Annotated in this window: 11 protein-coding genes and 2 pseudogenes; 10 read left to right on the forward strand and 3 right to left on the reverse strand. The window is 68.3% G+C overall.

The features are described from left to right. Positions 1 to 74: 74 nt before the first annotated feature. Positions 75 to 419: a hypothetical protein gene (locus tag ACFXI3_RS26260; protein WP_378402920.1), complete on the reverse strand. Its 345-nt coding sequence runs from the start codon at positions 417 to 419 to the stop codon at positions 75 to 77. A 607-nt stretch (positions 420 to 1026) separates the two neighbouring features. Here ACFXI3_RS26260 and ACFXI3_RS26265 point away from each other — a divergent pair. The 10 genes and pseudogenes from ACFXI3_RS26265 (at position 1027) to ACFXI3_RS26310 (ending at position 10366) form a co-directional block, all read left to right on the forward strand. After that, the gene (locus ACFXI3_RS26265) at positions 1027 to 1407 is read left to right on the forward strand and encodes a hypothetical protein (protein ID WP_378402922.1); all 381 of its coding nucleotides are present in this window, start codon (positions 1027 to 1029) and stop codon (positions 1405 to 1407) included. Positions 1408 to 1896: 489 nt separating this feature from the next. Beyond that, positions 1897 to 2349, forward strand: a complete 453-nt coding sequence (locus ACFXI3_RS26270; protein WP_378402924.1) for an acyltransferase domain-containing protein — start codon at positions 1897 to 1899, stop codon at positions 2347 to 2349. 62 nt (positions 2350 to 2411) lie between these two features. Next, positions 2412 to 3707 carry a transposase gene (locus tag ACFXI3_RS26275; RefSeq protein WP_378402943.1) on the forward strand — a complete coding sequence of 432 codons (1296 nt, stop codon included), beginning with the start codon at positions 2412 to 2414 and terminating at the stop codon, positions 3705 to 3707. Positions 3708 to 3726: 19 nt separating this feature from the next. Next, a complete protein-coding gene (locus ACFXI3_RS26280; protein ID WP_378402926.1) occupies positions 3727 to 4638 on the forward strand; it encodes a phosphopantetheine-binding protein in 912 nt (303 codons plus the stop codon). After that, positions 4631 to 4834: pseudogene (locus ACFXI3_RS26285) on the forward strand (beta-ketoacyl synthase N-terminal-like domain-containing protein); the annotation flags it as partial. The gene ACFXI3_RS26280 and the pseudogene ACFXI3_RS26285, both read left to right, overlap by 8 nt. A gap of 58 nt (positions 4835 to 4892) precedes the next feature. After that, positions 4893 to 5591 carry a beta-ketoacyl synthase N-terminal-like domain-containing protein gene (locus ACFXI3_RS26290; RefSeq protein WP_378402945.1) on the forward strand — a complete coding sequence of 233 codons (699 nt, stop codon included), beginning with the start codon at positions 4893 to 4895 and terminating at the stop codon, positions 5589 to 5591. Continuing rightward, positions 5489 to 8317: pseudogene (locus tag ACFXI3_RS26295) on the forward strand (SDR family oxidoreductase); the annotation flags it as partial. The gene ACFXI3_RS26290 and the pseudogene ACFXI3_RS26295, both read left to right, overlap by 103 nt. A gap of 266 nt (positions 8318 to 8583) precedes the next feature. Next, complete coding sequence (locus ACFXI3_RS26300) at positions 8584 to 9111, forward strand: hypothetical protein (protein WP_378402947.1); 528 nt, start codon at positions 8584 to 8586, stop codon at positions 9109 to 9111. Then, a complete protein-coding gene (locus ACFXI3_RS26305; protein ID WP_378402949.1) occupies positions 9035 to 9487 on the forward strand; it encodes a polyketide synthase dehydratase domain-containing protein in 453 nt (150 codons plus the stop codon). The genes ACFXI3_RS26300 and ACFXI3_RS26305 overlap by 77 nt, the downstream gene beginning before the upstream one ends. A 612-nt stretch (positions 9488 to 10099) precedes the next feature. Then, complete coding sequence (locus ACFXI3_RS26310) at positions 10100 to 10366, forward strand: hypothetical protein (protein WP_378402928.1); 267 nt, start codon at positions 10100 to 10102, stop codon at positions 10364 to 10366. 284 nt (positions 10367 to 10650) lie between these two features. Here ACFXI3_RS26310 and ACFXI3_RS26315 read toward each other — a convergent pair whose 3' ends face one another. Both ACFXI3_RS26315 and ACFXI3_RS26320 read right to left on the reverse strand, forming a co-directional pair. Continuing rightward, positions 10651 to 10896, reverse strand: coding sequence for a histone-like nucleoid-structuring protein Lsr2 (locus tag ACFXI3_RS26315; protein WP_378402930.1), 246 nt, complete (start codon positions 10894 to 10896; stop codon positions 10651 to 10653). Positions 10897 to 11142: 246 nt separating this feature from the next. Then, positions 11143 to 11496, reverse strand: a complete 354-nt coding sequence (locus ACFXI3_RS26320) for a hypothetical protein (protein ID WP_378402932.1) — start codon at positions 11494 to 11496, stop codon at positions 11143 to 11145. Between the last annotated feature and the right edge of the window lie 151 nt (positions 11497 to 11647).

The following is an 11647-nucleotide window of genomic DNA, read 5'->3' on the forward strand; positions in this document are numbered from 1 at the left end:
CCCGGCTGTCCCAGCAGCTCCGGCCATCTGCTCTCGGCTGGCCGACGCCACCCTCTCCCTCGTGCTGGCACTGATCAGCCGCGCCGCGGCGCGGCTCTGCCGCCGTCGTGGGCAGGGGCGTCTACCGGCGTCTGCAGACGCGTCCACGCCGCGAGGAGCGGAGCCTCGGCCTCGGCGAGCCTGGCCGCGAGATCGGACTGTCCGGTCCGCTTGGCGGCTGCGCGCGCGTTGAACAGGACGACCGACAGGTCTCCGATCATGGAGGCGGTTGCGGTCATGGCGCGGCGGATCGCGTCCGGTGCCGACCATGTTTCAGAGGCGGCGAGGCTGTCCCCGCAATCGCCGGCGGCGACGCGCAGGGCGCGCACCGGCCCGGCCGCCGCGCACGCGGCCTCCTCGATCGTCGGTTCAGCGGTCATCGTCGATCGGCCCTTCGGTCGGGAGGCACCGCTCGGCCGGACGGCGAGCCATTCCAGCGCCTCTTGCGAGCCAGTACTGCAAGTGCTGTGCGTTGCCGGGGAAGCGGCCGAACGCCGACAGCGCCGTGCCAACGACGGTAGCCTCCGGCTCGGGGACGATGCCAGCGGCGCAGTCGCAGTCGCTGCGAACGTGCCCGATCGGGCAGTGCGATCGCCGCGCCGCCCCACCGGCCCCCGCTGAATCGAAGCCACAGCGCAGACGCGACGCCGACCCGTTGAATGTTGGCCGGGCGCCTGCGTTCCCCGCACCATAGGCTCGACAGCGTCCCGGTGGGCAGCCCTCCCCTCGCCGCACCCGGGCTATCAACGCCCGGCACTGTCGACGACTGCAGAACCGAGTTTGACGGCTTCCAGTTCGCTCGTTTCGGCGGGGTTCGCGACGGGGCGTCGCGGCCGGTCACGCTGCGATGCATCGGAGCCGGCCGGTCGTATGTTCGGGGCGCGCGGAACGACGGGTTACCCTCACAGTCCCTTCCCCAGCGCGTGTGGTGCGGTTTTGCTCCCTGGACGTCACCGCGCCGCGTTGTTTCCGGGGCAAGGTGTCAGGATGAGCGAGCAGCGATCGGTTGCAGTCGACGTGGCGGCCGTTCTGGTGCACCTGCGCACCCAGGTACGAGTGTTGGCCGCCACGATGACCGTCGTCCCGGACGCGGTCCAGGTCGCCGTCATGCTCGCGGACCTCCATGACACCATCGCCTGCCTCGCAGAGCCGCTCAGTGCAGCCGCGCCGCAGGCCGTGGCGGCGATCGGCCGGGCCGGCAGGCTGGCGGATCACCGGCGGTACGACGAAGCCTGCTCGGAACTCGTCCACGCCCACCGCATACTCGGCGACGCACTCGACCGCGATCGACCCCTGACACACCCGGCTGTCGAATCCGCTCGGCCTGCTGCGGACAGTGTTCCCCCGCCCCGCCGCCCCTCACTTTGACCGCTGGCCGTTCGCCCCCGCTGGCGGATCGAAGACGATCATTCTCCCCGCTCTGGGCTTCCGCTTGCGCGCCGCGTGCTGCAGGCCTGCGGATTCTCGTGCGCCGCAGCGGGATGACGGCGCTGCGCGGACCGGCGCGGGCCTTGTTCAGCTGCGCAGAGCGGTGATGAGCGTGCGGGCCGCAGGCCTGGTCAGCCGGGCGAGCGCTGCCGGACCTTCTTCTGCGGGGCACGCGGTGCGATGCCCATGTCCTTCACCACGGCCGCGAACGTGGAGTCGAGGGCCTCGACGGTGCCCCGGGAGAGGCCAGCAAAGACAGTAGCGCATCGGTTCCTCAGTGGCCGGTTCCCTTCTCGGCCGCCGTACTCCGCCGGCACAGCTCGCCGCAGACCCGCTCGTTGTCGCCTTTCCGGTCGGCTTCGGCCTTGTCAGGGTTCCTATGCGCCGGGGCGTCTCGCCGAATTCGCGGACGAGCCTGTTGTTCAGGAGATGCTGGAAATCACGGACGCCGTCGGCGCGGCATATGGAATAGACCCGGTGTCCACCCTGTTGCTCGATCCTGATGCTCCTGGCGTCGACGTGCTGGCTCAGGACGCCCCTGAACGCCTGATGCTGGCGATTTTCGCAGCCGGAACAACCGGACACGCGATATTGTCCACGGTCCACGGCGTGTCGTTCGACGTGTTTCTTGGCCACAGTTTCGGCGAGATCGCGGCGCTGACGGCTGCCGGAGCGTTCACCGTCGAAAACGGGGCGCGGGTGCTGTGTTTGCGTAGCGAGGCGCTGCGATCCAGTCCGCCGCCCCCGGGAGGGCTGATAGCGCTACCTTCTTTCATGGCTGGGACCTCAGAGGAACGCTTTCGGGGCTTGTCCCGCGAGGACTGTCATGAGACAGCGTCCTCGGAGGTTTCGGCCGGAGGCTTGTCGTCTAGGAGGGTGTAGTCCCGATGAGGACTGGTTTTATCAGCACGACGCGCCGCCTCCGGTCCCAGTCGTTGTGCCGGATGCGAAGGGAGCAGACGCTTTTGCTGGGAGTAGGAATTGACTGGGCGGAATCGTTTCACGACGTGGCTTTGGGTCGCCCAGGCGAGGGTGTGATCGAGCAATTCCGTATCGATCACACCGCAGCGGGAGTAGGCTGGCTTGTGGCCCGCTGCCTGGAACTGGAATCCGACCCGGCCGACGTGCGGATCGTGCTCGAAACCCGACACGGCCTGTTGGTGGAAACACTGGCCGACGCCGGTTTCACCGTTCTTCCGGTCAACCCGGACTTGGTGGCCCGCCGTCGTGGACCGGCCAAGAAGAAGGACGACGCTGAAGACGCGCGCATCGCCTGCCTGCTGGCGTTGGACCAATTCCTGGAATTGCGCAAACTCGTTCCCCACGGCGAACTGGCCGGGGAACTGCGTGCCATTGCCCGCGATGACGAACGTGCCGCCCGTGACGAGCGCCGACTGCTCAACCGGCTGCGTGCCGACCTGCTGGCGACCTTCCCTGCCGTGCTGGTCGTCGCCGGCGACGACCTCGGGTCGCCGGTCGTGCTGAAGCTGTTGAGCCGCTGGCCTGGCCACGACCAGCTCGCCGCGGCCGACCCGCGCGACATCGCCGCGTTCGCTCGCGCCGCCAGGCATGGCTGGCCGGACCGCTTCGCGGCCCGCGTCGCCGACGCACCGGCAGCCGATCGGCTGCCGGTCAAGGACTACCTGGTGCGCGCGAAAACCGGCACGATCACATTGGCGGCGGCCCAATTGCTGGCCATCCGAGAGCAACGACGGGCCTGGGCGCGCCGCATGGCCGAATTGCTGCTCGGGTCGGCCCGTCACGGCCGCCCGAAACAGCCGAATGAGCCCGATCCGGGAAAAGCGATCCCGGGCGGTGACATTTACCTGAGTTTCCCCGGTCTCGGGGTCCGGCTCGCCGCCCGGATAGCCGGAGAAATCGGAGACGACATCACCCAGTTCGACACTCCGAACGGGCTGCAATGCTACGGGGGAACGGCCCCGGTCACCCGGCGTTCCGGCCGGAGCGAGTTCGTCGTCGCCCGCCGTTTGGCGCACAACCATTACCTGGGCACGGCTGTGCATCAGTGGGCGTTTTGCAGCCTGTCCCGCAGCATCTGGGCACGCGAGTTCTACGACGGGAAAATCGCCGCCGGGAAAAGTCATCACTCGGCCCTGCGTGCGTTGGCGAACCGGTGGCTGGAAATCTTGTGGCATTGCCTGGTCAAAGGCGTCCGTTACGACGAAACAATTCACATTCGCAACCGTCGGCGGGCCCTCCAGCCTCCCTCGGCGGCCTGAGGTTGACAGAGGGTGTCTCATGGCTGTGCCCCTTCCGGCGGACCGCGTGGAGCACCTGCTGCTCGGAGGCGGATTCCACCGACTGGAGATCGCAGCCGTCAACGCGCCACGGCAAAGCGTCGTTTCGGGGCCAGACGACGAACTGGAACGGTTTGCAAGGATGACGGCGGCTCTAGGTGCACCAGTGAGCCGCCTGCCGTCTCCCTACATCTTCCACAATCGCCTGTGCGAGCCAGCGGCCCGTGCCTTCGCCGAGTCGATTGCGTCGGTGGCGACGCAGCCGCTCATGGCCAGAGTCTTCTCCAGCGTCGAAAACGGCTTCTATCCCGACAGCGAGACCGCCCGCGCGGCACTGCCAGGTCATCTGACTCGACCTGTGCGCTATCTCGACGCCGTGCGGCACCTGAACGCGCACGGCGCTGACACCTTCGTAGAATGCGGTACGGGGAACATTCTCACGGCCTTGGCCTGCCGGGCCGTCGCCGATGTCAGCACAGTGGCCATGTTCGGCGAATCCCCGTTCGCTTCGCAGCTGGAGAAGATCCGGACCGCGGCGCCGGCACGAACGAGCGAGTCTGCCGCGAGCGGCACAGCGCGAACTGTGAATCCCGCCCCGAGTGTGCAGCCACCGGCCAAGCAGAAGGACATCAGCAGCTCGCCAGAGACGGATCTGGACCGGGACCGGCTCATCGCCGAACTGTGCTCGGCCTACGCCGACCATCTGGGATATCCCGAAGAGGTCTTCACCTCGGACGCCGACCTGGAAGCCGACCTCGGTGTCGACTCGCTCAAGCGAACCGAGCTACTCAGGTGGACCGCGGACAAGTATCGCCTTGGCACCCTTCCCGAGGGAACTCGTACCGGCGACTACCCGACGGTGGCGGCGATCGCGGAACTCATTCTGCGGCCCGGCGAGGCGCAGAATGTCTGACAGCCGGAAACTGACTGAATCCTGCCGAGCGGCCGTCGAGGACATCGCAAGCAGGGCAGAGACACCGGTGGTCGCCGTGGTCGGCATGGGGCTGGCCGTGCCCAAAGCCAACAATCCCGCCGAACTGTGGGACCTGCTGTGCGACTCCGAGCCGGTCTTCAGCGAACCAGGCGAGCGCTTCGACCTCGCTCGGTTCTGGTCGCCGGCGGAACCGGGCACCCCCCGACCGCACCTACGCCCGGCTCGGCGGCTACATCCACGACTTTCCGGTACGACTAGCGCCGACCGCATCCGAAGATCCGGAGGAAGGCTCGCCAGGGCCAGCATACGCCCACGTCTGGCTCACGCACGCCTTGCGTCAGGCTCTGGAGCCGGTTACGCGGCGTGATCAGGACCGCTGCGGCTGCTACGTAGGCAATTCGGTGCAGACCGGGCAGCGGCTGGAGGAGAGTTTGGCCGCGCACGCCGCGGCCCAGGCCGCTGACCGTGGCCAGGTCTGGAAGGCGGTGCGTCGGAGCTTGCCGCACGCCGGTTCCCTGACCCGCCACCTGCTGCCCGATTTCCTTGTCCAAGAAGCAGTCGACAGCGTGCTGCCGTCCGGTACAGAGGTCATTTCCCTGGACACTGCTTGTTCCTCCGCCCTCTACGCCATCGACCTCGGAGTGCGCAAACTGCTGGCCGGGCAGCAGGACATCACGCTGTGCGGCGGTGGTGAGGAGATGACGTCCTTGGCCGCTGTGCTGTTCTGCCAACTGAAGGTCTCACCCCAACCGAGGACGTACGGTCGTTCGATGCCGCCGCGAATGGCACCCTGTTCACCGACGCGGCCTGTGTGGTGGCCCTCAAGACCGTGGACCGTGCCCGAGCGGACGGTGATCGGATTCTCGGCGTTCTGGCCGGTTTCGGCGCGGCATCCGACGGTCGGGGCAAGGCCATCTACGCACCCAACCTGACCGGGCAGACCAGGGCCATGGCCCGCGCCCGCGCCATCAGCCATCTGCGCCCCGCAGACGTCGACTGGATCGTCGCCCACGCGACCGGAACGGTCGCGGGTGACAGCGCCGAGTTGGCAAGCATCCGGCTGGAAATGGACGGGCACCCGGTAGCGGTTACGTCGAACAAGTCGCTGCTGGGACACACCGGATGGGCTGCGGGAGCCGTCTCCGTCGTGCACGCTCTGCTGGCCATGCAGCATGACCGAATCCCCGCGCAGCAACGCTTCCAGCGACTACCGCGTGACGCCCAGTCCGGCACGGTGGCCATCAACACCGAGGGCCGGCAGTGGCCGGCGCGGAAGGATCGCCCCCGTACTGCGGGAATCTCCAGTTTCGGCTTCGGTGGTACCAATGCGCACCTCGTCGTACGCGACCGGCCGACCGTGGGAGACCGATCCGCACGGCCGCTCGTCGACGACCCCATGGTCCTGGTCGGCTGGAGCGCTCTTCTGCCCGGTGACCCCGACCGCGCCCGCGTCCAGCGGTGGTTGCGTGAGGGCTTCCCGAAGGGCTTGAGCTTCGGGACGGTGTATCCGGAGCCGCCGTTCGCCGAGGTCCGGTTTTCCCGGAACACCCTGCGGGACACCGATCGCACCCAGCTGATGGCCGTGCAGGTTGTCGAACGGTTCCGCCAGGAACACGGTGCGATGTGGGAGCCGCTGACAGAACGCACCGGCGTCTTCTCTGGCTATTTCGAGCCCCCGCGTCTGCTGGGGACCGCGGTGCACCGGATCTACCGCGACACGTACACCGCCATTGCGGACGATCTCGCCGCCCTAGGCCGGGACACGGCGGCGGCCGCCTTGCGAAAGTTCGCCCACCAGGTAGATCAGTCAATCCCGCCGCTCACTGAGGACGCCTTGCCTGGCTTGATGCCCAACGTGGTTGCCGGCCGTGTCGCCAACCGCTTCGACCTGCACGGTCCCAGCGTCGCGGTCGGTGCTGGCCGTGACTCGGTCCTCTGCGCGGTCGACCTGGCACAACAATACCTGCGCAGCGGAGATCTCGATTTCGCGCTGGTGATGGGCGTGTCCGGCAACGCAACCGAGTGGGCGGCCGAACTGACCGGCACGCAGACCGTCAACATCGCCGAGGGCGCCTTCCTGCTGGCCCTGACCCGGTCCTCGATCGCCAGCCGGTTCGAGCTGCCTGTTCTCGGTGTGGTCCGCGCCGTTCCGCAGCGCGGAGCTTCCCACTCCGTTCAGGTCGACGGTACCGGGACAGACACGACATTTCTTTCCGCGGACGGTGCCGTGGCCATCCTGCGCGCTCTGGAAGAACCAGCAGAGCGCGTTCTCGTGACCGGAACAGAAGCGCGCCCCGTCACTGCGGTCGAGGTTGTTCGTCGTGCGGTGGCGCGCCGTCTGGTCATGACCCGGCGCGCCGATTGCGGCACACCAACCCGCCCAGCGCAGCCTGCCATCCCACCGCACACTGCCGTACTGACCAACGATCCCGCCGTCGCCGCCAAGCTGGCCGACTACGCCCGCGCTCATTCCTGCATCGTCATCTGCACCACGCCGGGATGTCCTGACCCGACGGTGCACACGCTGATCGCGATCAACGAACACAGCCTGGAGAGCATCGGCTCCGGCCTTGACACGATCCGGCATCTTCGTGTGATCGCTGCAGTCGGAGCAGCCGGCACCTGGCCCCAGCGCCCACCTGCCAGCCTCGCCCGGCTGCACGAGACATACTTTCTCGCGGCCAAGAAGTGGCATTCCGGCTTGCGTGGCAACGGATCGATCGGCTGCCTCTTGCTCGACGGCGTAGCGGGGAACACCATCCACCCTCATGCGAGCCTGTTCACTGGAACTACCCGAGCACTGAGCCGGGAACTTCCCGACAACGAGGTATTCGCGATTGCCACCACTGATCATGACCTCGCCGCTGGACTGGCCCAGCTGAGTTTCGAGTCGGCCCGGCAACGCAACTTCCCTGCCGTTGAATACCGTGACGGCGTCCGGACCGTCCACCACGGCATGGATGCGCCGGTGCGCAACGATCACGGCAGTATCCAGGTCACCGATGAATCCGTGGTCGTGGCTGCCTGCGGCGCACGCGGGATCACCGCCGAATGCCTGCTCGCGCTCGCCCGCCAATCTCGGCCCACACTGTGGATCCTTGGCACGACCCAAATCGGCCAGCAGCCGAGCAACGGCGACATCTCGCTCGAGGAGTTCGCCGCCACCCGCAAGGAATTCCTGCGACAACGGCTGGCCGAACACGTTGGCAGTTTCGCCCAGCACAATGCGGAGTTCGACCGGCGGCTCCGTATCCACGAGGTGCACCGGACCTTGCGGCTGTTGCGCGACCGGCTCGGCGAGGATCGGGTGCATTATCTCGTCTGCGACGTCACCGACCAGAACGATGTGGATACGGCCGCACGGCGCATCCACGATCAGCACGGACATATCGACCTCATGTTGTTCGCCGCCGGTATCAGCCGACCGGCCAACCTGGACAGGAAAACCCTCGCCGACTTCCGCACGGTTCTGAACAGCAAAGTCGCCGGCTACCACAACCTTCGCCAAGCGTTCGGAGAGCACGTCGCAACCTGGTGCAGTTTCGGTTCCATGGCGGCCACCATGGGCCTGCCAGGCGAGACCGACTACGTGGCAGGCAATGAATATCTCCATACAGCGGCTGCCTGCAGCCCGCATCAGGAGTTCGCCATCGCCTGGCCGGCTTGGACGGACACCGGCATCCTGGCAACCTCCACCCTGGTCCAGGCCGCGGCGGCGCGCAGAGCCGAGAAGACAGGGCTGTCCCCGAGAGAAGGGGCGGCCCATTTCCTCAACGAACTGGCCACTCAGCGCGACCAAGCTCCCGTGGCTTACTACGGTGGCACGAAGGAAATTCAGTACTACCTGGACCGAAGCCCGAAACCGCAGTCGAAACCCGTCGCCATTGTCGACGCGGATGTCTCCCCTGCGTTCTTCCTGGACACTTGCCTGGAAAATGCTGCCGACCATGCGGTCTGGCAGCACATTTCGACCCCCTGCGCGATTCCTGCCTCGCCGATCATCTCGTCTCAGGCCGGCCCACCGTTCCCGCCACAGTCGAACTCGAGATGGCCGCGCAAGCAGCGACCGCGCTGGTGCCTGGCACCCGCGTGCGCGCGTTCTCCGACGCCAGGTTCACTGCATTCCTCCCGACGACCCCTGACCGCACCGGTGCCCACTGCCGCATCACCGCGCGCCTGCTGGAGACCGACGGCGCACACACCCGCGTCGATGTACAGATCACCTCGGACTTCGTTCACGCCAACGGCACTGTCCTCGTCCGAGACCGGCCGCACGCCCGATTCACGGTCCACCTCGTGCCCGCCGACCATCCCCCCCATCCCCTCCGCAGCAGTACTGGCAGACCGACCGCTCCGGCATCTCGACAGACGATCCGTGTGTGCGTTCCGATGCTGTTGTACGCCTCAGCGGACCTTTCGACGTCCTGCGCGACTGCGCGACTGCCTCTCTGACCGGTACACGGGCAGCGCCGCCGTCGAACTCAGGATCGGAGACGAGCCCATGTCCGGAAGGTTCCTCGTGCCAGTCGTAACACTGGATGCGCTGGCCCGGACCGCGGTTCTGATCCAAGCACGCCAGCGGCAGAACTCGATTTCGGTGCCTACGTCAATCGATTGGATCGAGATCTGCGCAACACACAACGACGGCCTTCTTGCATCCCGCCGTGATGGTGCCGTGATTCTTCACGCCAGCGCGACCGAAGCGACAGTGACCGTCGACTGCACTGCTGTCGCCCCTGATGGCCAGATCCTGCTGCGGATCAAAGGAATGGGCACGAAACCAGCCATCGGGTATCGAGACGAAGGACATGCCAGGACCAGCCAGTGATCACGTGTCGGCGACCGAATGTCACTGGGCACCGGTGCCGCGCATCGAGGCGATAGGCGGCCTCGGCCTGCTCGACTGGACCACCGGCGGCGCTGACGACGGCGATCCGGTCGAACAGTTCGAGGTCCGCTGGCGCAAGTGTGTCGCAGTGGGCGGGGAACATTCCCCGGTCATCCCAAGGGCAGGGTCTCGATCCGGTTCAGACCGGCCAGGTCCCGGACGACGTTGCCCTGGACCTCGCACAGGCCGGTCAGTCCGGCAGCGCTGGTTCCGATCTGGTCGACGGCACGACGGCCGGTCCGGCACTCCTGCTATGCCTGCCCGCCCGACGAGGAACGCGTCCCGTGGCAGGTTCGGCGGGTCGACATCGGAGTCGTACCCCCACGACAACAGCCGCAGCGATCAGCCCGCCTGGCCGGCGAGCACCACCGCCCGGCCGTGCGGTGGGCCGATGATCCACTGCCGCCCCGAGCCATGCCGGGCGATCACGCTGCCGCCGGAGGCCAGCCGGTACCAGGACACGGCCTGCTGAGTCGGCGGCTGTCGCTTCGGCGACTCCGACGCGGGCGGCCCCAGGCCAGGCCGAGTCGGGGTGTGGGCTAGGGTGTGCGGGTGCCGAGATTTGCCGCGTTCGATGCGTCCGCGTTGCGCCGGGCCAGCGCGATCGGGCGGCTGCCCTGGCTGGCGTCGTCGGTGGTGTTGGTCCACGTCAACGCCGCGGGCGTAGTCGCCCAAGCCGCGACGCCGCCGCAGAAACGCCGTCTGCTCGACGACGCCACCGCCCGGGACCTTGTCCTCGCCGCGTGGAAAGGCCAATGGGGGCAAGAAATCCTCCATGTCGACGACCTTCGCCACGCACGCGCAGCCACCAGGGAATAGCCAGCCCGGGACATCCCGGGCCGAGCACAACGCCGGGCCCGTGAGCTCGCCGAGCCAGGACCGGCGCTGCCCGGCGGGGCCGACCACGGGTACGTCCGCCGGAGAGAGGCCGTCGATCCGGCGGGGTCGCAACCTGAACGGGGATGTCTTTCGTGTCGGAGCTTGGGTGTGCGTCGCGCGGATTGCGGCGGCGGGGTGGCAGATCGGCGTCGCCTCGGCCTCGGGCGGACCTGCAGGGCAGGTCCCCGGCCGGTCCCGCGCGGCTCCGGCTGGGCAGTCGGCGGTCATTCTGGGCCGGGTGCCATGCGGAGCGGGGTGCCGGGGTGTCGTATGCGCGGGGCGCCCTGGATTCCGGGCCGCGTGCGTCGGGCGGCGGCCGCGAACGGGGCCAGCGCGGCGCGCAACGCGTCGGCGTGGGCGTCGGACAGGTCGATCTCGTAGGCCACGCCGTCCAGCATGAACTCCACGGTCTGGGCGGCCGGGCCGCCGTCGAGGTCGTCGACCAGGCCGTCGTGCGTCACACGGACCACGCCCCTCGCCCATCCCAGCCAGGGCATCCCTCGCGCGGACGCCGCTGCAAGCAACTGTAGCCCGCGCCGGCCCGGTGCGGGCAGATCAGCGCGGCCGGCCCGGCGCCCGATCGTTCGCCCGCGCCGCTGTGGCGCCCGCGTGCGTCCTGCCCGGGGGTCCGCGCGCAGTCCCTGGCCATGCGCGAGCGGCGCAGGGCGTGGGGCTCTCGGCCGGGGGACAATGGACGAGTGAGTCGTACCTGACTGTCAGTGCGCGTGGATCTCGTCGGCGGCGGCCGCGAGCTGTGGCCGTGTCCGGGCCGGATCTTCGCCGCCGCCCGCTCGCACACGTTCGCGCAGCTGGCCGCCGCGATCGACGACGCGTTCGCCCGCTGGGACCGATCGCATCTGCACCAGTTCGAGTTCGCCGACGGCCGCCGGGTCGGCCGCCCCGACTGGGAGGACGGCGAGGACGCCGACCTGCTCGACGGGCGCGCCCTGTCCCTGGGCCGGCTGCGCGGCGGGGAGCAGTTCGTGTACGTGTTCGACCCGGGGCGACTGCTGGGCGCACCTGTGCACCGTCGCCCCGCAGCGGATCGACCCGCTCGAGCGGCTCGGCATCGAACCCGACGCGCCGCTCCTGTACTGGGGCTGGGGCGCGGTCCCCGACCAGTACGGCCGCGACTGGGACGGCGACGACGGGGAAACGCCCCTGCCGCCGGACCCGGAACTGGTCGACCTGCCACCCCTGCAGCCAGGATGGGGTCCCCGG

The sequence above is a fragment of the Amycolatopsis sp. NPDC059235 genome (genome assembly GCF_042754125.1).
Lineage (GTDB): Bacteria > Actinomycetota > Actinomycetes > Mycobacteriales > Pseudonocardiaceae > Amycolatopsis > Amycolatopsis albidoflava.